Origin of the sequence: Sphingopyxis sp. MWB1 (assembly GCF_000763945.1) — a bacterium.
Lineage (GTDB): Bacteria > Pseudomonadota > Alphaproteobacteria > Sphingomonadales > Sphingomonadaceae > Sphingopyxis.
In genome coordinates this window covers 122,594-143,221 of sequence record NZ_JQFJ01000002.1, presented here as the reverse complement: position 1 = coordinate 143,221, position 20,628 = coordinate 122,594, and the positions used below count along the sequence as shown (strand labels likewise).

The following is a 20,628-nucleotide window of genomic DNA, read 5'->3' as shown; positions in this document are numbered from 1 at the left end:
CAGCCGATCGAGCTTTGCCAATCGAATTTTGCGATCAGACCCCTTCGTCCAGCGCCGCCGCCATCAGGGCCTGGGTCGCCGGATCAAATTCCATGCTGCCCTCGCCCAGCCCCTTGGCGACCTCCTTGCCCAGCTCGACCCCGAACTGGTCAAAGGGATTGATGCCCAGCAGCACGGCGTTGGCGAACACCCGATGCTCGTAAAAGGCGATGAGCGCGCCAAGGCTGCGCGGGCTGACCCGGTCGAGCAATATGGTGGTCGAGGGCCGGTCGCCCGGATAATGGCGCGCGCCATCTTCACTGGCGCGTCCGGTCATCAGTGCGGCGCCCTGCGCGATGCAATTGGCGACCAGCGTGTCATGATGGGTAAGATCCAGATTATGATCGGGTTCGCGCGCAACCAGAAATTCGACGGGCACCAGATGGGTGCCCTGATGGAGAAGCTGGAACACCGCATGCTGCGCGTCGGTGCCGACCCCGCCCCAGGTGATGGACGCACTGGCCCGGCCCAGCGGCTGGCCGTCCAGCGTCACGCCCTTGCCGTTCGATTCCATCTCCAATTGCTGCAGATAATCGGGAAGCAGGCGCAGCCGCTCGTCATAAGCAAAGACTGCGCGCGTCTGGCAATCGAGCCGATTGGCATAAAGCTGATCGACAAAGGCGGCGAGCAGGCAGACATTGTCGGCGCCATTCGCCAGCCGGAAGTGCCGGTCCATCTCCGCCGCGCCTTCCAACAGCTCGGCAAAAGCCTCCCACCCCAGCGCCAGCGCGGCGGGAAAGCCGATCGACGACCAGAGCGAATAGCGCCCGCCTACCGTTTCATTGAACGGCAAGATACGCGTTTCGTCGATCCCCCACTCCATCGCCTTGTCGGGGTTGGCCGTCAGCGCGATAAAGCGGCCTGTCGGGTCATCCACGCCCGCTTCTTCAAGCCACTGACGCGCCGAAGCGGCGTTAAGCAGCGTTTCGGTGGTGGTGAAGGTTTTGGAGGCGACGGCCACCAGCGTATATTGCGGATCGAACTTGGCGAAAGCCTCGCTCAGCGCGGCGCCATCGACATTGGAAACCACCGCCACATCATAGCGGTCGCTGTTACGGCCCAAGGCATCGACAAGCAGGTCGGGGCCAAGCGCCGAACCGCCGATGCCGATATGCAGCAAATGCCGTATCTCGCCAAAAGCGCCCGCTTCAATCGCGTCGATCAACATCCGCATGCGCTGGTGGAATGCCTGCGCGCGATGCACCGATTCGGGCGCGCCTTCGCCGCGTTCGGCGCTATGTTCCGCCGCCCGGTCTTCGGTCGGGTTGGCGATGCCGCCCGAAAAGAGCGTCTTGCGACGACCGGCAAAATCCTGCGCTTCGGCCAGATCCGACAACAAGCCGATGGCGGGCTGATCCAAATGGGTTTTGGTGAAGTCAAAACGAATGTCGGCGATGGTGCGAACAAGGGAGTTCAGTCGCGCTTCCGGTCCCGCCGCGATCAGGTCGGCGATTTTCTGCGGTTTCCAATCGGCCAGTGATTGCCAGGCCTGAGCAGCGTCCGTCATCGGTCTTCCTTCTGTTACTCGCCTCCGAAATGGGCCGGGGCGGAACGAGTTCCCTTCACCGTTCTGCTCCGCAGCATCCCCGCGCGGAAGCGAACGGAAATCGTCGAGCGATCCATAGGCGAGCCATCAGCGCCTTGCCAGCATCGCTGGCCGATATTTGCTTGACGCGCAGACCTATTCATCGCCAATGCCATGGGCATGACAGACGCCAGCGCCACCGCCGACAACAAACCCAGCTCCGCCCCCGTTTCCGCAAAGGAAGAAGCGGTCGACACCGTGCGCTTCCTTGCGCTCCTCGCGGTGGCGGTGTTGGTGTTTCGCAGTTTCTTTCTTTCTCCTTTCAACATTCCGTCGGAATCGATGCAGCCGCGCTTGCTGATCGGCGATTATTTGCTCGTGAATAAAATGGCTTATGGCTATTCCCGATATAGCCTGCCGTTCAGTGTGCCGCTGATCCCTGGCCGCATTTTTCCGCGCACACCCGAACGCGGCGATGTTGCGGTGTTCAAAGCGCCCCCGCTCAACGACAATGACTATATCAAGCGGGTGATCGGCCTGCCGGGCGACACGATCCAGCTGAAGGATGGTATTGTCTGGCTGAACGGCAAGCCGCTGAAACGCGAGCGCATGGCCGATTTCGTCATTCCGGTGACGCAAAATATGATCGATGCGGCGCGCGCAACGGGGTCGCTGCCCTGTTTCGCGCCCGAATTTGAGGAAGTGTCCGCGACGGGCCAGCGCCAGTGCCGCTATCCGCAGTTCCGCGAAACGCTGCCCGGCGGTCGCAGCTATGCGATCCTCGACCTGATGCCCATTGCCGAGGATGACACGCCGCTGATCACCGTGCCCGAGGGGCATTTGTTCATGATGGGCGACAATCGCGACCGCAGCGCCGACAGCCGTTTCCCGGCGATTGAAAATCAGGGCATCGGCCTTGTGCCCGAAGAAAATCTGGTGGGTCACGCGCTGGTCGGCATGTTCTCGACCGACGGATCGGCGAGCTGGTTCAACCCCGTCAGCTGGTTTACCGCCACCCGCTGGGACCGTATCGGGGAAGCTTTTTGAAGGCAGCCATCTCCAGCGAAGCCCTGACCGCGATTATCGGCGCGCGCCCGCAGGACATAGCGCTTTATCACCAGGCGCTGACGCATGGGAGCAGCGGCGAAAGCGATTATCAGCGGCTGGAATTTCTGGGCGACCGCGTTCTGGGCCTGATCATCGCGTCGGAATTGTTTCGCCGCTTTCCCAAGGCAAGCGAGGGCGAATTATCCTCGCGGCTGCACGCGCTGGCCTCGGGGGAAGCCTGCGCGCGCATTGCCCGGCGGCTCGACCTTAACGCCCATGTCCGCTTCGGCGCCCAGGCGGTCAGCGATGGCGGGCGGCACAGCGACAATATCGCCGCCGATGTTCTGGAGGCGCTGATCGGCGCCATCTGGCTTGATCTCGGCGAAGCGGCGGCGCGCGCCTTTATCACTGCCCAATGGGGCGAGATGATCGACGGGCAGGTCGCGGCGCCCAAACATCCCAAGGCGGCGCTGCAGGAATGGGCGCTGGCGCGCAAACGGCGCCCGCCCGAATATCGCATCGTGCGGCGCGAAGGCCCCGATCATGCCCCGCGCTTTCTGGTCGCGGCCACCATCGGCAAGCTCGCCGAAGCCACCGGCGAAGGCGCGTCGAAACAGGCCGCCGAAAAAGCGGCAGCCGCCGCCCTGCTCGACAAATTGATTCAGGAAGAAGAAAAATGACCCAGCGCTGCGGTTTCGTCGCGGTAGTCGGTGCGCCCAATGCGGGCAAGTCGACGCTCGTCAACGCCCTTGTCGGCCAGAAGGTCGCGATCGTCAGCCCCAAGGCGCAGACGACGCGCACAAGGCTGATGGGCGTCGCGATGGAAGGCGACGCGCAAATCGTCCTGATCGACACACCGGGCATTTTTGCCCCCAATCGCCGCCTCGACCGCGCCATGGTCGCAGCCGCTTGGGGCAGCCTGGAAGAAGCCGAGGCGATATTGGTGATGGTCGATGCCGCGGCCAAGCTGACGGGCCGCGTCGAGCGCGTGCTGGAAGGCGTCGCGGGGCGGCCCGAGAAGAAATATCTGATCCTCAACAAGGTCGATCTGGTCAAGAAAGACAAGCTGCTGACCATCGCCACCGAATTGAACCAGCGCCTGCCCTTTGATGAAACATTTTTCATTGCGGCAAGCAGCGGCGACGGGGTGATGCAGCTCAAGGCGCACCTTGCCACCCTGATGCCCGAGGGGCCATGGCACTTCCCCGAAGATGAGGTGAGCGATGCGCCCGAGCGCATGTTGGCGGCTGAAATCACGCGCGAGCAGCTTTACCGCCAGCTTCACGAAGAACTGCCCTATCAATCAACGGTCGAGACTGAATTGTTCAAGACGCGTCCCGACGGGAGCGCCGAAATTCACCAGCAAATTTATGTCGCGCGCGACAATCAGCGCGCGATCGTGCTTGGCAAGGGCGGCAGCCGGATCAAGGAAATCGGCGCCCGCGCGCGCGCCGAGCTCGCAGAGCTGATGGGGCGCAAGGTCCACCTGTTCCTGCACGTCAAGGTCAAGGAAAATTGGGACGAGGACCGCAGCGTGTACCGCGACATGGGGCTTGACTGGGTGGATTGAGGCGCCCGGGTCGCCTACCCCCCTTTCCTGCGCCCCTGCCGCTTTGCGGAGATCAAAAGCGTCCGCAATCGTCGGGCGGCGCCTGTCCATTAAAGCGCGCGGTGATCCAGTCCAGCGTCTGCCCGGTCGCATTGCCGCGCGCGCTGTCGGTATGGCTGCCGCCCTCTACCTCGATCCACTGCAGCGGGGTGCGGCGCTTGCACACCGCCTTGGCAAAGCTGCGCGTTACGGCGGGGGCGACGATCGTGTCCTTGCTCCCCTGTGCGATCAGCAGCGGTCCCGGCACGCTGGCCGGATCGACGCTGTTCGCCTGCATCGTCGCGGCGAAGGGCTGAAGCCGCGTAACATCCCTTCGTTTCATCGCCTGCCGCACCGCCAATATGCCGAGAATCGTGCCAAGCTTCGGCTTGTTGTGCAATTCGATGCAGTTATTTTCCGAAAGGCGGCGAATGACGCCCTGGTTTGTCTTGTTGGTGAAGCCGTCGAGTGAATAGCCGAAATATTGCGACCAGCTATAGAGGGTGAAGGCGAGGAGCATCGCACGCGCATTGGCATCGCTCGCCTGCCGCATGTTTGCGGGAAGATCGGTCGGCGGCGCGGCGGCGGCGGTGCCGACGAGGGTCAGATCGGGCGCATAGCCGCGCGCGGTGGCGGCGGTCCACAGAGCGGCGTGCCCGCCCTGCGATTCGCCCCACACGGCAAAGCGATCCCCCGCAGCTGCGCCCGAAACAGAGCGCGCGGCGCGCACGGCGTCGAGTACCGAATAGGCGGTATCGACCCCGATCAGATAGGGGTGCGGCCCCTTGCTGCCCAGCCCCGGATAGTCGGGCGCGACCACGACGTAATTTTGCGCGATCATCTCGGCGAGGCCCGGGGTCGCCTCGTAAAAGCCGGGGCTGTTCGACGGCGCGCATTTTTCGGCTACGCCCGACGTGCCATGCGCCCATGCGATCACCCGGCGCGGGGTGCGCGGCATGGCTTCGCGCGGGGCGACGACCATGCCCGTCACCTCCTGCCGCGCGCCGGCGCCATTGCTCGTCCAATAGCGTATCCGCCACGCCTGCATTCCCGGCGGCGTGTCGGTGACAGGATCGGCGGAAACAAGCGATCCGACCTGCTGGGCGGATGCTGGCGCGGCGAAGGCCAGAAGCGACGCGGCGCAGACGGCGAGCAATGAACGCATAAGCAAAGCCTCCCCAATTTAAAGGGGAGGCTATCATATTCAAACCAGGGCGTCATCCCGCTGAAAAGGAAGGCGGAACAGCTTGTTCGTGGCAGCGGTCATTGCGCCCGGAGAGGGAGGCGCAATCGCCAGTCCACGCCTTGATATGGCATGAGGACTGGAGATTGCTTCGTCGCTATGCTCGTCGCAATGACGCGGGTTCCCCCGCGCGCCCTATTCCGCCGCCTTTTCCTCTGCCTTCTTCTTTTTGGCAGGCGCCTTCTTCGCTGCCGCCTTTTTGGCGGGAGCCTTTTTCGCCGCAGCCTTTTTGGCAGGCGCCTTTTTCTTGCCCTTTGCCGGTCCCTTGGCGGCCTTGGCATCGATCAGCGCGACGGCTTCCTCTTCAGTTAGCGCGTCGGGTTCGATTGTCTTGGGCAAGGTCGCATTGGTGGTACCGTCGGTGACATAGGGGCCATAGCGGCCCGCCATCAGCTTGATTTCTCCGCCACTGGTGGGATGGGCGCCGAATGTCTTGAGCGGCTCGGCCTTGGTGCGGCCGCGTCCGCCATTGGCGGCGGCCTCGGCGATGCGGACGACTGCCGCATTCATCCCGATCTCGAAAATTTCGGCAGTCCCCGACAATTTCGCATATTTGCCGTCATGGAGCAGATAGGGGCCATAGCGGCCCAGCCCTGCCAGAATCGGCTTTCCGCTTTCGGGATGCACGCCAATCTCGCGCGGCAGGCTGAGCAGCCGCAGCGCATAGTCGAGATCGAAATCCTCGGGCGCAACATCCTTGGGGATGGAGGCGCGCTTGGCCTCCTTCCCCTCGCCCAATTGCACATAGGGTCCGAAGCGGCCGCTGCGCTTTGTCACCTCTTCGCCCGTGTCGGGATCGGTGCCCAGCGTTTCGGGGCCGGTATCGCCAGTATCGCTGCCCCCCGGCTGCGCGAATTTGCGGGTGAATTTGCAATCGGGATAATTGCTGCACGCAATGAAGGGGCCGAAACGCCCGCCGCGCAGCGCCAGCCGCCCGGTGGTGCAGCTGGGGCAGACGCGCGGGTCGCTGCCGTCGCCCTTCTCCGGGAAAAGATAGGGGCCGAGAAATTCGTCGAGCGCCGCGGTGATTTCCGACGGCTTTTGCTCCATCACCTCGCCAGTGCGGGGTTTGAAATCGCGCCAGAAGCGATCGAGCACCGCCTGCCACTGCGCGCGGCCACCCGACACATCGTCGAGCTCTTCTTCGAGCCCGGCGGTGAAATCATATTGGACATAGCGTTCGAAGAAGCGTTCCAGAAAGGCGGTGAGCAGGCGCCCGCTTTCCTCTGGGATGAAGCGGTTTTTCTCCACCGTCACATAGGCGCGGTCCTTGAGCACCTGAAGAATGGAGGCATAGGTCGAGGGGCGCCCGATGCCGAGCTCCTCCATCTTTTTGACGAGGCTTGCCTCCGAATAGCGCGGCGGCGGCTGGGTTTCATGGGCTTCGACCTCCACCCCGGTCTTGGCCGGGGCATCGCCCTTGGCCATGGCAGGAAGCAGGCGCGCATCATCCTCTTCACCCGCATCGTCGCGCCCTTCGTCATATAGGGCAAGGAAGCCGGGGAATTTCACCACCTGGCCCGTCGCGCGAAGCATCGTCTTGCCCGTGCCATCGACCAGATCGATGCTGGTGCGCTCCAGCCGCGCCGAGGCCATCTGGCTGGCGAGCGCGCGCTTCCAGACCAGTTCATAGAGCCGCGCATGATCGCCGCTTCCCGCCTTGTCCTTTGAAAAATCGGTGGGGCGGATGGCTTCGTGCGCTTCCTGCGCATTTTTCGCCTTGCTTTGATATTGGCGCGGCTTGTCGGGGACATAGCCGCCGTCATAGCGGTCAGCGATGGCGCGCCGCGCGGCGCTGATCGCGCTGCCGTCCATCTGCACGCCGTCGGTACGCATATAGGTGATCGCACCATCCTCATAGAGGCCCTGCGCGATCCGCATCGTGTGGCTCGCCGAAAAGCCCAGCTTGCGCGCGGCCTCCTGCTGCAAGGTGGAGGTGGTGAAGGGCGGCGGGGGGTTACGGGTGAGCGGGCGGGTTTCGACGCCCTCGACCGTGAAATGGCCGGCCTTCACATCGGCTTCGGCAGCGCGCGCGTCGGCTTCGCTCTGGATCGTCAGCCGCTCGATCTTGTCGCCGCGCCAGCGCGCGAGCCGCGCCTTGAACGGCGTTCCGCCCATTTCGAAAAGGCCGGTGACCGACCAATATTGGACCGCGACAAAGGCTTCGATCTCGCGCTCGCGCTCGACGATCATGCGCAGCGCAACCGACTGGACGCGCCCCGCCGATTTCGCACCCGGCAGCTTGCGCCACAGGACGGGCGACAGGGTAAAGCCGACCAGATAATCGAGCGCGCGGCGGGCGCGGTATGCGTCGATCAGATCATCGTCGAGCCCGCGCGGCTGCGCCATCGCATCGGTCACGGCCTGTTTGGTGATGGCGTTGAAGGTGACGCGATCGACCTTGGCCGGCAGCGCCTTTTTGCTGCGCAGCAATTCCTGCACATGCCAGCTGATCGCTTCCCCTTCGCGATCAGGGTCGGTCGCGAGGATCAGACGGTCGGCCTGTTTGGCGGCATCCGAAATTTCCTTCAGCCGCTTCGCCTTGTCGGGATAAAGCTGCCACTGCATCGCAAAGCCGTCATCGGGATCGACCGATCCGTCCTTGGGCGGCAGATCGCGCACATGGCCATAGCTGGCGAGAACCTTGAAATCGCGGCCCAGATATTTTTCGATCGTCTTTGCCTTGGCCGGCGATTCGACAATTACCAATTGCATTGAAAATCCGTTCCTTGGGAACCCTTACACATACGCGCGAGGGTTGGGGGCGCCCTGCCCTGCCGTCAAGAGGGATTTGGGAAGCCGCCCTGCAAGGGGGATGGATCAGGCGAGCGAGACCTTCGCCCCGGCATGCCGTTCGATCCGGCCCGCCAGTTCCATTTCCAGAAGCACGAGCTGCACAGCGGACGGAGGCTGGCCCGACTGGCGCACCAGCTCATCGACGCCCACCGGGGTTGGGCCAAGGAGCGCGGCGAGCCCCTCTCGCTCCGCTTCGCCAACGGGCGCGTCCGCCATCGCCGCTTCCAAGGGCGCGAAGGCATATTCGCGGGGCGTTTCGCGCATCATGCGAGGGTCGATGGGGTTCAGCGCCTCCAGCACATCGGCAGCATATTGGATCAGCGTCGCGCCTTCGCGGATCAGCAGATTGCAGCCCTGCGCGCGCGGGTCGAGCGGCGATCCCGGCACGGCCATCACCTCGCGGCCATAGTCAGCGGCGCGGCGGGCGGTGATCAGCGATCCCGATTTGGGGGCGGCCTCGATCACCACCGTCGCCTGCGCGGCGCCCGCGATGATGCGATTGCGCGAGGGAAAATGGCGCGCAAGCGGCTCGGTGCCCGGCGGCTGTTCGGCGAGGAGAAGATGCTCGCTGGCGAGCTTTTCCTGAAGCGCTGCATTTTCGGTCGGAAAAGCGACGTCGATCCCGCTGGCGATCACGCCAACGGTCGCGCCGCCCAGCGCGCCGACATGGGCCGCTGTATCGACGCCGCGCGCCAGCCCGCTGACCACCGTCACCCCCTCGACCGCCAGATCGCTGGCGAGTTGCCGGGCAAAGCGGCACGCCGCCGCCGAAGCGTTGCGCGCGCCGACGATGGCGACACAGGGACGGTGCAGTATCGCCGCATCGCCGCGCGCGATGAGCACCGGCGGCGCGCTTTCGATTTCGCGGAGCAAGGGGGAATAATCGGCCTCGTCGCAGAAAATATGCCGTGCACCCAGCGCGGCGACGCGCGCCATCTCCTGCTCCGCCACGGCGGCAGGGGCCACGCGCAAGCGCCGACCGCCGCGCGCGGCGAGTTCGGGGAGCGCCTCAATCGCCGCCTCGGCGGAACCGAAGCGCGCCATCAACTGACGCCAGCTTACCGGTCCGACCTGCGGCGTGCGGATCAAGCGCAGCCGCGCCAGCCGCTCGTCAGCCGTCATGCAGCATCCTTCTTGCCGCCAACGCGCGGTTCCGTCCCGGCGCGTAGCCGGGCGATATTGGCCCGGTGGCGCCAGAGGACGATCAGCGCCAGCCCCGCGAGGCCCACGGCATAGGCGGGATAGCCCAGCGCAAGCGCGGCAACCGGCGCCGCCACTGCGGCCGTCATGCCGCCAAGGGAAGAAATTCGCGAAAGGAGCAAAGTGCCAATCCACACGACCGCAAAGATCAGCCCCAAGGGCCAGGCGAGCGCCAGCGCCAGGCCGCCCAGCGTGGCGACGCCCTTGCCACCCCGAAAGCGCAGCCAGACGGGATAGCAATGGCCGATCATCGCCGCCGCCCCCGCGATCATCGCGCCGTCGTTACCCAGCTCCGGAGCGAAATGCCGCGCCAGCAGCACCGCCACCGCCCCTTTGGCACCGTCGAGCAGCAAGGTCGCCGCCGCCAACCCCTTGCGCCCCGTCCGCAGCACATTGGTCGCGCCGATATTGCCCGAACCGATCTGGCGCAGGTCGCCCGCGCCCATCGCGCGGGTCAATATCACCCCAAAGGGGATGGAGCCGATCAGATATACGGCCAAAATGAGAAGATAGACGGTCATTCCGGTTCCCCGCTGTTTCGCCCCACTGTGGCGCGATTGCCGCCCCCGATCAACGGATTCCGGCATTGGCGGGAGGCTTTTCGCGGGAGCACGGCATTCCCGCGATTGACCTCATCCCCCGCCATGCTACGCGCATCGTCCATGTCTTCTGCTTCCCCTGACGCGCCTATCCTGTTTTTCGACAGCGGCCTCGGCGGTCTTACCGTACTGGGGCCGACGCGCGCGCTGCTGCCCACGGCGCCCATCGTCTATGCGGCCGATTATGCCGGCCTGCCCTATGGCCAGAAAAGCGAGGCGGAGCTGGCGTCCCGCGTCCCTGCCCTTTTGGGACGACTGGTGGAGCGCTATCAACCGCGGCTTGCGGTCATCGCCTGCAACACGGCCTCGACCATCGCCCTTCCCCATATTCGCGCCGCGCTCGACCTGCCGATCGTCGGCACCGTTCCCGCGATCAAACCGGCGGCGGCGCTTTCGAAAAGCGGCGTCATCGGTGTGCTCGGCACCGAGGCAACGGTGCGCCAACCCTATGTCGAGGATCTTTCGCGCCGGTTTGCGGCGGACCAATGCGTCCTGCGCCATGGAAGCCCCGAATTGGTAACGGCAGCCGAAACCAAGCTGCACGGCGGCATCGTCGATCAGGCGGTCGTGGCCCGCGCCGTAGCGGGCCTGCGCGAACAGCCGCAGGGCGCGGCCATGGACGTGCTCGTGCTCGCCTGCACCCATTTCCCCTTGCTGGAGGCCGAATTGCAGCGCGAACTGGGCGACAGCGTGACGATGATCGACGGGGCGGAGGGCATTTCCCGGCGCGTTGCCCATCTGACCGAAGGGAGCGTCTGGCCCGACCGGGCGCCCCCCGGAATCGCCGTTTTCACGCGCAGCGCGGGTCGTCCGCCGCCGCCGCTGGCGACGCTTGCGCCCTATGGGATCGGCAGCATTGAGACAATTTGACCCAGGCTTGCGAATCGTTTGCACTGGATTTCGGCCATATTCGAAGTTATTGGGAGCCAAATTCGTCGCTGGAGGAAGCGGCGCACGCCGATAAGATCCGCGGGGCTGCCATAGTGAATTACAACGATATTTTCGCCAGGGCGATCGATCGCCTCCACGAAGAAGGCCGTTACCGCGTCTTTATCGACATTCTTCGCAACAAGGGCGCTTTCCCCAATGCGCGCTGTTTTGCGGGGCATAATGGCCCCAAGCCGATCACCGTCTGGTGCTCGAACGATTATCTCGCCATGGGGCAGCACCCCAAGGTCGTCGCCGCGATGGAAGAAGCGCTGCACGATGTCGGCGCAGGATCGGGCGGCACGCGCAACATCGGCGGCAATACCCATTATCATGTCGATCTGGAGCATGAGTTGGCCGACCTGCACGGCAAGGAAGGCGCGCTACTCTTTACTTCGGGCTATATTTCGAACGAGGCAACGCTGGGCACGCTGGGCAAGCTTTTGCCCAATTGCATCATCTATTCGGACGAGCTCAACCACGCCTCAATGATCGCGGGAATCCGCAATTCGGGCTGCGAAAAGCGCGTTTGGCGCCACAATGACCTTGACCATCTGGAAGAGATGCTGGCCGCCGACGATCCCGAGGCGGCGAAGGTCATCGCCTTTGAAAGCGTCTATTCGATGGACGGCGATGTCGCGCCGATCCACGCCATTTGCGATCTGGCCGACAAATATAACGCCATTACCTATTGCGACGAGGTTCACGCCGTCGGCATGTATGGCCCGCGCGGCGGCGGCATCACCGACCGCGACGAGGCCGCCAGCCGCGTGACGATCATCGAAGGCACGCTGGGCAAGGCCCTTGGCGTGATGGGCGGCTATATCGCCGCCGACAAGAATATCATCGACGTCATCCGATCTTATGCCCCCGGTTTCATCTTCACAACCAGCCTGTCGCCGGTGCTCGTTGCGGGCGTACTGGCGAGCGTACGGCATTTGAAAGAGTCGAGCGTCGAGCGCGAGGCGCAGCAGGCGGCGGCGGCTTTCCTCAAGCAGAGCTTTCGCGAGGCGGGGTTGCCGGTCATGGATTCGACGACGCATATCGTCCCGCTGATGGTCGGCGATCCGGTGCGGGCGAAGAAGATCAGCGATATTTTGCTCGCCGAATATGGCGTTTATGTGCAGCCGATCAATTTCCCGACCGTGCCGCGCGGCACCGAGCGGCTGCGCTTTACGCCGGGGCCGGCGCATAACGAAGCGATGATGCGCGATTTGACCGCGGCGCTGGTCGAAATCTGGGATCGGCTGGAATTGCAACTGCAAAAGGCCGCCTGAAACGGAGCGGATGTTGGCAAAGGTGCCGCGCAGCGTTCGTTTGGTGCGGCGGGGTTGACGGATATTGCCCGACCTTGCTGGCTCGTCTGGATCCCGGATCGAGCCCGGGATGACCAACCGGGTCGAGCCCGGGATGACGAAAGTGACGGGGTTATCGCACGAGGCCGCAGCGCAGGGCGTAGCCACGATAGAGGCTGCGGCAATAGCCGGCGCTGCCGGTTTCCCTTGCCAATCCGGCGATGAGCGGGCCGAGTTCGGCGCGCGGGGCGACGTGGAATTGGGAGAGCCAGCCGAAGAGGCCCTGCTTCCACAAGGAAGGCAGGCCTTCCTGCTGGCCGAAGTCGACAACTTCGAGCCGCCCGCCGGGGGCGACATGCTGCGCCGCCTGAACCAGCGCGGCCTTCCAGTCGGGGATCATCGACAGCGCATAGCTGATGAAAATCCGGTCGAAGGCGGCCCTTCCGAACAAGGCATCGGCATCGAAATCGCAGGCATCGGCGCGCGCGACCGTCACCCGGCCCGCCAGCCCGGCGCGGCGGATCGAAGCGCGCGCGGTTTCCAGCATCGCCTCCGAAATATCGATCCCGAAACATTGCGCCTGCGGCCAGCGCCGCGCCGCCGCGACCAGATTGCGCCCCGTGCCGCAGCCAATCTCCAATATCGCGCCGCCCGGCGGCGGCGCCAGATCGGCGATCAGCCCGTCGCGCCCCAGCAGATAATATTTGCGGCTGAGGTCATAAATATGCCGCTGCGTCCGATAGACGCGATCCATCAGTTCGCCATGCCCCCCCGCCATGATCAGGCGCCCCGCAGCACATAAAGATGGACGCCGCCATAAATGGCCGAGCGGTCGCGGCGGGTGTAATCGCGCGATTCCTCGGCCCGATAGTCCCAGCGGTCGAGCAAGGCAGCAAGCAGGCGTCCCGGCAAGAGGCTCGGCTCCGCGGCGGTCCGGAAGAGGACGCGCGCGCCAGGACGCGCGGTGCGCGTCACTTCGGCCCAGAGCGCGGTGAGCTGCGCGTCGCTCATCCAATCCTGCGCGTCCAGAAACACATAGCGGTCGAAGCTGGCGGCATCGCTGGCCGCGAGCATGTCGGTCATATTGGCGTGAAGCATCGTCACCCGATGGGCGCGCGCCTTGACCGCGGCATAATGATCGGCCTGCAAATAGGGCGGCAGCGGCGCAGCGGGCGTCTTGCCATAGCCGCGTCCGAAGGCCTGCCAGGCAAAATAATTATCCTGAAGCGGAAAATCGCAGGCGAGCTTTTCGAGCCGCGCGCGCAGCACGTCCGCCATGGGTTTGCCCCCCGCCAGCGCATCATATTGCGCCGGAGGGATGCCAAGGCCGAAGAGCGAGGAACGCTGGTCGGTCATCCAGCGGATGAACTTGCGGTCGAAAAAGGGCGCGAATTTCGCGTCGAAAATCGCCCGCTGTTCCTCCACGCTTTTGGCTTCGAGAAAGGCGCGCGGATCGACGCGGTGCAGCCGCGCGAGCAAATGGGCAAGGCCGATGAAATTGCCGAGCAGCCCGCGCTTGTAGACGCCGCGGGCAAAGCCGTTGATGCGGCGGCGCCCGGCAAGATCGCGCCCCTCCCAATAACGGCGGCTGACATCGTCGAGATGGGGTGCAATGAAATGGCGATAATCGGCGATATTGGCATTGCTGTCGGCGTCGGCGAAGAAGCGGCGATAGCTCGGGTAATCGGGCAGGCGCTGGACCGCGACGCGTTTGAGATGGTTGAGCGCGACATGCGCGGTGTTGAGATCGACCGCGACGATCTCGGCCGGATCAGCAGTGAGATAGGAGAGGACATTGCAGCCGCCGCTGGCGATGGTCGCAATCCGCTGCCCCGGCTGGATCGCCAGCGCCTCCATATCGACCAGCGGGTCTTCCCATATCTGGGCATAGACCAGCCCCTTGAACGCCAGCGCAAAGGCGCGGTCGAGCATTCGCTGTTTCTGCGCGCCATCCTGACGGACGACGGCAGTTGCAATCATGCGATTGGGCAGGCTGGCCATCATGTGCACCCCGGAAAAATAAGTCCCCTAGGGCTGCGCATGGCAGGTCAATTTGCGATTCCCGCGTCCTTTCGGTGACAAAATGACGACAGATTATGGGCGTCCCGGCGAAGGCCAGAGGCCGGAGGGGGCGGCGCTATGCGGCGTGCACCCCGGTTTTCGCCGGGGTGCATCAACCTGCCAAGCGCCCGCTCAGTCGCGGCAATAGCCTTCGCCGGGCTTGACGATCAGGCAGTCCTGCTTGCCCGCCAGATATTTAAGGCCAATGGCATCGCCATTGCTCGCGCGCAGGGTGAGGTTTTCGCCGCCGCGTTCGAACTTGATGCCCTCTTCGCTGTCGCTGCCCTGATATTCGCCCTTGGTATCAAGGTCGGATTGCATGGCGAGCGCATATTGGCCCGGTTCGGTCGGGGTGATGTCGACATACATGCCCTCCACCCCGATCCAGCGCCCGGCCCAGTCGGCGAATTTATGCCCTTCGGCACCTGTTTCGGCCGCCGGCATGCTGGCTTCGCTCTCCACCTCTGCCACCGTTTCGTCGGGAGCAGGCGCTTCGGCCTTTTCGCAGCCCGCGAGCAGCATCGCTGCGGCCGCGCCCATCATCAGTCCGTGCCATTTCATAATCAATCTCCCGCTTTCGATACCCTGTATAAAGGGGCATCATGTCAGTTTGAAACTCAGCGCGCCTGCAAAATCTCGGCAAAATGCGCCGGGTCGATGTTCCCGCCCGACAAAGTGACAAGCATAGTGTCGCTGAACCCAGCCTTGCCCGCCAGCACCGCAGCGAGCGCCGCCGCGCCGCCCGGCTCGACGACGAGGTGCAGCCGTTCAAAGGCGACGCGCACCGCGTGGCGCACTTCCTCGCGCGTCACCGCCACCCCGCGCACGCCCCGCGCCTGCAGCACCGCAAAGTTGATCGGCCAGGTTTGCGGCGTCTGGAGCGCATCGCATTCGGTGGGATAGGCAAGATCCTCGACCGCGAGAATGCGCCCCGCCTCGAGCGAGCGGGTGACATCGTCCCACCCTTCGGGTTCGACCGCGATAATTTCGGCGTCGGGGCAGGCGAGCGCGAGGCCCGCGGACAAGCCGCCGCCGCCGCAACAGGCGACGATCCGGTCGGGCGAGCCGAGCCCGCGCGCGGCAAGCTGGGCGCTGGCCTCGATGCCGGTCGTCCCCTGCCCCTCGATAATCCAGGGATCGCCATAGGCATGGACGAGCGTACCGCCGCGCGTGCGCAAAAGCTCCGCCGCGATCGCGTCGCGCGATTCATTGACGCGGTCATAGAGGATGACCTCGGCCCCCAGCGCGCGGGTGGCGTCGAGTTTCATCCGCGGCGCATTGCTGGGCATGATGATGGTCGCCGCTATGCCCAGCCGCTTCGCCGCCCAGGCGACCCCCTGGGCATGATTGCCGCTGGAAACGCCGACGACCCCTGCCGCGGCTTCCTCCGCGCTCAAATCGGTCAGCCGGTGCCACGCGCCGCGAATCTTGAACGCACCCACGGGCTGAAGGCATTCGGCCTTGCACCAGATGGTGCGGCCATCGACCTCCAGCGGCAACAAGGGTGTGGGCGGGAGAATTTCGGCAATTTTTTCCGCCGCGCGCGCCACGCCCCCGGCAGTGGGCGCGCGCATGGAACCGGCGGCGGGATGGGGGCTTTGTTCTGTCATGGCTTGGTCCTATATGGCGGGCCAGATTAGCAGGCGGCGCGCGCCGCGACAGGAGATTTTTCGATGAGCAAGGTTCTGGTGATCGGCGCAGGCGGCGTCGGGTCGGTGGCGGTCCATAAAATGGCGATGAACGCCAATATTTTCCCCCACATCACTCTCGCCAGCCGCCGCAAGTTCAAATGCGACGCCATCGCCGAATCGGTGAAAAGCCGCACCGGAGTCGTCATCAAGACCGCCGAGATCGACGCCGATGATATTGACGCGACCGCCGCGCTGATCCGCGAAATCGGCGCGACCCATGTGGTGAACCTTGCCCTGCCCTATCAGGACCTCAACATCATGGAGGCGTGCCTCAACACCGGCGCGCATTATCTCGACACCGCCAACTATGAACCGCGCGACGAGGCGAAGTTCGAATATCATTGGCAATGGGCCTATCAGGACCGGTTCAAGGAAGCGGGGCTGATGGCGCTGCTGGGATCGGGCTTTGACCCCGGCGTGACGAGCGTTTTCACCACCTGGCTGAAGAAGCATCATTTCGAGCGGATCGACACGCTCGACATTCTCGACTGCAATGGCGGCGACCATGGCCAGCATTTTGCAACCAACTTCAACCCCGAGATCAATATCCGCGAAGTCACCGCGGTCGCGCGTCACTGGGAAAATGGCGAATGGGTCGAAACTCCCGCCATGTCGGTGAAGCAGGAATTTGATTTCGAAGAGGTTGGCCCGAAAAATATGTACCTCATGTATCATGAGGAGATTGAGAGCCTGAAAACGCATCTGCCCGAAATCAAGCGCATCCGTTTCTGGATGACTTTTGGCGATGCCTATATCACCCACCTCAATGTGCTGCAGAATGTCGGCATGACGCGGATCGACCCGGTGATCTATGAGGGCAAGGAAATCATTCCGCTCCAGTTTTTGAAGGCCGTGCTGCCCGAACCGTCGAGCCTGGGCGAAACGACCAAGGGCAAGACCAATATCGGTGTCATCGCCACCGGCCTTGGCAAGGATGGCAAGGAAAAGACGCTCTATCTCTATAATATCTGCGACCATGAGGACGCTTATGCCGAAACGGGCAATCAGGCGGTAAGCTATACCACCGGCGTTCCCGCGATGATCGGCACCGCGATGATGGTGACGGGCACATGGGCGGGCGAAGGTGTGTTCAACATGGAACAGATGGACCCCGATCCCTTCATGGACATGCTGATGAAACATGGCCTGCCGTGGCAGGTGAAGGAACTCGACGCGCCGCTGGATTTCTAGAGCATCTGGCGCCCCGTGCGGCGGCGATAGAGGAAGCCTGCGGTCCAGAAGAGGGCGTAGAGGCCGATCACTGCGTAAATGGCGGGCATCGGATTGCTGAGCGTGCTCACCGACCCGGCCCACGCTGCAATCGCGGCATAGGGAATGGTCGCGGCGAGATAGAGCAAGGCGAAGCGCGGGAACGCCATGACGGTCGCGCCTGCCATGCTGGCCGTGACTTCGGGCAGGATTGGCGCGGCGCGCGCGAGCAGGATCATCGCGCCGCCATGATCGGCAAAGGCGGCGTCGATCCGCGCGCGCTCGGCGGGATCGCGGATGATCCGGGCGATGATGCGCGTGCCATAGCGACGGCCGAGGGCATAGCCGACAAAGGCAGCTAGGCAGGAACCGGTGAGCGCGGCGGCAAAGCCGGGGAGGAAGCCGAGGAAATAACCCGCAAGCAGCATCACCGTCAGCGTCGGCACGGCGATGAAGAGATCGGCGAAAAGCAGCAATATCACCAGCATGGCGACGGTCGGCGCCGACCATTGGGCCGCCGCATCGAGCCAGCCGCGAATATTGTCGGCGGTGAAGAGACCGAGCAGGCGGCCAATGATGAAAGTGGTCGCAAAAAGGGCGGCGAGACCCGCCATGAGCTTGAGCAGGCTTTTCATTGCGCCGCCCCCTGCATCACCCGCGACGCGAGCGCCGGCGAGAGGCGGCGGAGCAGGCGCAAGAGGCCGACCTTGCCGATATCATTGTCGGCATGGCGGTTTTCGATTCCGCGCAATATCGCCTTGGCCGCTGTCGCCGCGTCCATCTTGCCGCGCCCGCGTCCCGCCGTCATCGGGGTATCGACGAGGGGGAGGAAAGCCTGAAGGACGGCGATGGAGGTGCCCGCAAGCTGTAATCGCAGGCCTTGCGAGAAATTGTCCAGCCCCGCCTTCGTCGCGCAATAGACGGCGGATTCGCTTTTGGGCACGAGCGCGAGGCCTGAATTGACGTTGCAGATAAAGGCGGCGGGTGCACGGCGCAGCGCGGGGAGCAAGGCGGCGGCGAGCAAGACAGGCGCGGTGAGATTGACTGCGATTTCGCGAATCGAGCGCTCCGGATCGAAATCGGCATCGGTCAGACGCGGGGTATATTGGATGGCGGCGCAGTTGATCAGCCCGTCGACGGCGGTGCCTTCGTCTGCAATTGCTGCCGCCGCCGCCGCCCGCACCGCTGCGGCATCGGCGAGATCGGCGCCGAGGAAGCGGTGGGGCGCAGGCTCGATTCCTTCGGGCACGCGGCGGCCGATCAGGGTCAGCCGGTTATCGGGCGCGAGCATGGTTGCAATTTCGCGTCCGATGCCGGACGAAGCGCCGGTCAGGACGATATGCTGGTTGGTGATGTTCATCGAATCCGGGTCTCGCTGTTGAAGGGAAATGCCCCTTTGCCCGGCGGCGGCGCGCTGTAATTGATCGAGGTTAAGTTGACCCCCTTGTACGACTTTATCCGGCAAAATGGCGCGGCGCTGGCGGTGAGCGCGGGGGAGCATCTCTTCCGGCAGGGCGAGGATTGCGACCGGCTGTTTCTGGTACAGAGCGGCCTGCTCAAAGCTTATTATCTGCGGCCTGACGGGCGCGAACATGTCAAAAGCTTTGTCCCTGCGGGGGCGGTGATCGGCAGCATGGTCGCGGCGAGTGGCGAAGGGGCGGCGACCTTCAGCCTGATCGCGCTGGAAGCGGCGACGCTGATCGCCCTGCCCTATGCCAGGGTCGAGGCGGCGGCGCTCGGCGATCTGGCGCTGGCCAATGGCGTCATCGCCTTTCTGTCCGCCTATGCCCGGCGCAAGGAGGCGCGCGAATATGAATTGCTCTGCCTGCCCGCCGAGGCGCGCTATCGCCGCGCGTTCGAAAGCCTTGGCCCGCTCGCGGCGCGGATCAGCCAGGCCGATCTCGCCGCCTATATCGGCATTACCCCGCCCGCGCTCAGCCGCCTGAAAAAGCGTATCGGCCCCGCCGCCGATTGAAGCTTCCCCTTGCCGATTGCGGCAATCTTCCTATTTTTGCAGCGATTTCATCTGGCCGAAGATGGCCTTTTCAGGACCTTATGACAATGGAAACACGTGCCGGCGACCCCGGAGCCTTTGCCCGATTTGATCTTTCGCGCGTGCCGACGCCCGCCTTTGTCGTCGATGCCGCGAAAGTGCGCGCCAATCTGGCGCTGCTGCGGCAGGTCGGCGATGCGTCGGGGGCGAAGGTGCTCGCCGCGCTCAAGGCCTTTTCCATGTGGTCGCTCGGCCCGACCGTGGCCGATTATCTGGACGGGGTGTGCGCCTCAGGTCTGTATGAAGCACGGCTGGGGCGCGAGGAATATACGGGAGCGGATGGCAGCCGCGAGGTTGCCACCTATTGCGCGGGCTACAAGGCCGACGACCTGCCGGAAATCGCGCGGCTGTCCGATCATCTGATCTTCAATTCGCCCGGCCAGCTCGCCCGTTTCCGCCCACTGCTCGATGAACTGCGCGCGGGCGGCGAAAGCTTTGACATCGGCCTGCGGATCAATCCGATGCACAGTGAGGGCGAGGTCGCCAAATATGACCCCGCCGCACCGTGCAGCCGCCTGGGCTTTCCCATCACCCAGCTTTTGCCCGAACATATGGAAGGCGTGGACGGCATCCATATGCACAGCCTGTGCGAGCAGGATTTCCCGCCGCTGGAACGCACATGGAAGGCCGTGGCGCCGATGCTGCGTCCCTTTTTCAAGCAATTGAAGTGGCTGAACTTCGGCGGCGGCCATCATATCACCCGCGCCGATTATCAGGTCGATGAACTGGTCGCCTTTCTGAAACAGGTACGTGCGGCGACCGGATGCGAGGTGATGATCGAGCCCGGCGAGGCGGTGGCGCTCGACGCCGGCATTTTGGTTGGCGAAATCCTCGACCTGTTCGACAATGGCGTCGCGATCGGCATCACCGATATTTCGGCGACCTGCCATATGCCCGATGTGATCGAGGCCCCCTATCGCCCCGCGATGCTGGGCGAGGAAGCCGAAGGACCCACGGTGCGGCTTGGCGGGCCGTCCTGCCTCGCGGGCGATGTGATCGGCGATTACCGCCTGCCGGGCGGCGCGCGCGTCGGCCAGCGCTTCGCCTTTCTGGACCAGGCGCATTATTCAATGGTCAAGACCAACAGCTTCAACGGCGTTCCCCTGCCCTCCATCTGGCTGTGGGACAGCGAAAGCGACGAACTGACCGAGATACGCCGGTTTGACTATGCGGATTTCAAGATGCGACTGAGCTGATTCCTGGCTCCTTTGGCAGCGACTCGTCGCAGCAAAAGCAACGAAAAGGGCGGGCGGGGCGTCGCATAAAGTGATGATGCCAAAAGGAGGCGCCCATGTTACATCCCCCCGCCCCTGCCCCCATCCCGAACCGCCGGGGCCACAAATTGCCGTTTTCAG

The 20,628-nt window shown here is 64.0% G+C and carries 19 protein-coding genes; 8 read left to right on the top strand and 11 right to left on the bottom strand.

Annotated elements, in window-relative coordinates:
• Positions 1-34: 34 nt before the first annotated feature.
• Positions 35-1,546 carry a glucose-6-phosphate isomerase gene (pgi, locus tag JV18_RS0101480; RefSeq protein ID WP_033073134.1) on the bottom strand — a complete coding sequence of 504 codons (1,512 nt, stop codon included), beginning with the start codon at positions 1,544-1,546 and terminating at the stop codon, positions 35-37.
• Positions 1,547-1,744: 198 nt separating this feature from the next.
• Here pgi and lepB point away from each other — a divergent pair, with 198 nt between their 5' ends.
• From lepB to era, 3 genes are read left to right on the top strand one after another with little or no spacing between them, the layout of a single operon-like run.
• On the top strand, positions 1,745-2,611 hold the full coding sequence (lepB, locus tag JV18_RS0101475; RefSeq protein ID WP_144243838.1) for a signal peptidase I: 867 nt from the start codon (positions 1,745-1,747) through the stop codon (positions 2,609-2,611).
• Positions 2,608-3,291, top strand: coding sequence for a ribonuclease III (gene rnc, locus JV18_RS0101470; protein ID WP_033073133.1), 684 nt, complete (start codon positions 2,608-2,610; stop codon positions 3,289-3,291). Before lepB ends, rnc begins: the two co-directional genes overlap by 4 nt.
• On the top strand, positions 3,288-4,181 hold the full coding sequence (gene era, locus JV18_RS0101465; RefSeq protein ID WP_033073132.1) for a GTPase Era: 894 nt from the start codon (positions 3,288-3,290) through the stop codon (positions 4,179-4,181). Before rnc ends, era begins: the two co-directional genes overlap by 4 nt.
• 52 nt (positions 4,182-4,233) lie before the next feature.
• Here era and JV18_RS0101460 read toward each other — a convergent pair whose 3' ends face one another.
• The 4 genes from JV18_RS0101460 to plsY all read right to left on the bottom strand — a co-directional run bounded on the left by JV18_RS0101460 (position 4,234) and on the right by plsY (position 9,959).
• The gene (locus JV18_RS0101460) at positions 4,234-5,364 is read right to left on the bottom strand and encodes an alpha/beta fold hydrolase (protein ID WP_052071666.1); all 1,131 of its coding nucleotides are present in this window, start codon (positions 5,362-5,364) and stop codon (positions 4,234-4,236) included.
• 213 nt (positions 5,365-5,577) lie between these two features.
• Entirely contained in the window at positions 5,578-8,157 is a 2,580-nt protein-coding gene (gene topA / locus JV18_RS0101455; RefSeq protein WP_033073131.1) for a type I DNA topoisomerase, read from the bottom strand.
• 105 nt (positions 8,158-8,262) lie between these two features.
• Entirely contained in the window at positions 8,263-9,360 is a 1,098-nt protein-coding gene (gene dprA / locus JV18_RS0101450; RefSeq protein ID WP_033073130.1) for a DNA-processing protein DprA, read from the bottom strand.
• Positions 9,357-9,959: a glycerol-3-phosphate 1-O-acyltransferase PlsY gene (plsY, locus tag JV18_RS0101445; RefSeq protein WP_033073129.1), complete on the bottom strand. Its 603-nt coding sequence runs from the start codon at positions 9,957-9,959 to the stop codon at positions 9,357-9,359. The genes dprA and plsY overlap by 4 nt, the downstream gene beginning before the upstream one ends.
• A gap of 141 nt (positions 9,960-10,100) precedes the next feature.
• On the opposite strand from plsY, the gene murI reads away from it, so the two are divergent.
• Positions 10,101-10,907 carry a glutamate racemase gene (murI, locus tag JV18_RS0101440; protein ID WP_033073128.1) on the top strand — a complete coding sequence of 269 codons (807 nt, stop codon included), beginning with the start codon at positions 10,101-10,103 and terminating at the stop codon, positions 10,905-10,907.
• 113 nt (positions 10,908-11,020) lie between these two features.
• Complete coding sequence (hemA, locus tag JV18_RS0101435; protein ID WP_033074806.1) at positions 11,021-12,241, top strand: 5-aminolevulinate synthase; 1,221 nt, start codon at positions 11,021-11,023, stop codon at positions 12,239-12,241.
• 151 nt (positions 12,242-12,392) lie between these two features.
• Here the strand turns inward: hemA and JV18_RS0101430 are convergent, their stop codons facing one another.
• From JV18_RS0101430 to JV18_RS0101415, 4 genes are all read right to left on the bottom strand, one after another.
• A complete protein-coding gene (locus JV18_RS0101430; RefSeq protein WP_033073127.1) occupies positions 12,393-13,037 on the bottom strand; it encodes a class I SAM-dependent methyltransferase in 645 nt (214 codons plus the stop codon).
• 2 nt (positions 13,038-13,039) lie between these two features.
• Positions 13,040-14,260, bottom strand: a complete 1,221-nt coding sequence (locus tag JV18_RS0101425; protein ID WP_081944792.1) for a DUF3419 family protein — start codon at positions 14,258-14,260, stop codon at positions 13,040-13,042.
• A 192-nt stretch (positions 14,261-14,452) separates the two neighbouring features.
• Positions 14,453-14,881 carry a hypothetical protein gene (locus JV18_RS0101420; protein ID WP_033073125.1) on the bottom strand — a complete coding sequence of 143 codons (429 nt, stop codon included), beginning with the start codon at positions 14,879-14,881 and terminating at the stop codon, positions 14,453-14,455.
• A gap of 56 nt (positions 14,882-14,937) precedes the next feature.
• Entirely contained in the window at positions 14,938-15,930 is a 993-nt protein-coding gene (locus JV18_RS0101415; protein WP_033073124.1) for a threonine ammonia-lyase, read from the bottom strand.
• 63 nt (positions 15,931-15,993) lie between these two features.
• Between JV18_RS0101415 and JV18_RS0101410 the strand changes: the two genes are divergently transcribed.
• Positions 15,994-17,202, top strand: a complete 1,209-nt coding sequence (locus JV18_RS0101410) for a saccharopine dehydrogenase family protein (RefSeq protein WP_033073123.1) — start codon at positions 15,994-15,996, stop codon at positions 17,200-17,202.
• On the opposite strand, the gene JV18_RS0101405 is transcribed toward JV18_RS0101410, so the two are convergent.
• Complete coding sequence (locus JV18_RS0101405) at positions 17,199-17,855, bottom strand: TVP38/TMEM64 family protein (protein ID WP_033073122.1); 657 nt, start codon at positions 17,853-17,855, stop codon at positions 17,199-17,201. The genes JV18_RS0101410 and JV18_RS0101405 overlap by 4 nt on opposite strands.
• The gene (locus tag JV18_RS0101400) at positions 17,852-18,580 is read right to left on the bottom strand and encodes an SDR family NAD(P)-dependent oxidoreductase (protein ID WP_033073121.1); all 729 of its coding nucleotides are present in this window, start codon (positions 18,578-18,580) and stop codon (positions 17,852-17,854) included. The genes JV18_RS0101405 and JV18_RS0101400 overlap by 4 nt, the downstream gene beginning before the upstream one ends.
• 60 nt (positions 18,581-18,640) lie before the next feature.
• Between JV18_RS0101400 and JV18_RS0101395 the strand changes: the two genes are divergently transcribed.
• Together JV18_RS0101395 and JV18_RS0101390 are read left to right on the top strand one after the other, a co-directional pair.
• Complete coding sequence (locus JV18_RS0101395; RefSeq protein ID WP_033073120.1) at positions 18,641-19,195, top strand: Crp/Fnr family transcriptional regulator; 555 nt, start codon at positions 18,641-18,643, stop codon at positions 19,193-19,195.
• An 86-nt stretch (positions 19,196-19,281) separates the two neighbouring features.
• Positions 19,282-20,469: a carboxynorspermidine decarboxylase gene (locus JV18_RS0101390; RefSeq protein WP_033073119.1), complete on the top strand. Its 1,188-nt coding sequence runs from the start codon at positions 19,282-19,284 to the stop codon at positions 20,467-20,469.
• The last annotated feature ends 159 nt before the right edge of the window (positions 20,470-20,628 follow it).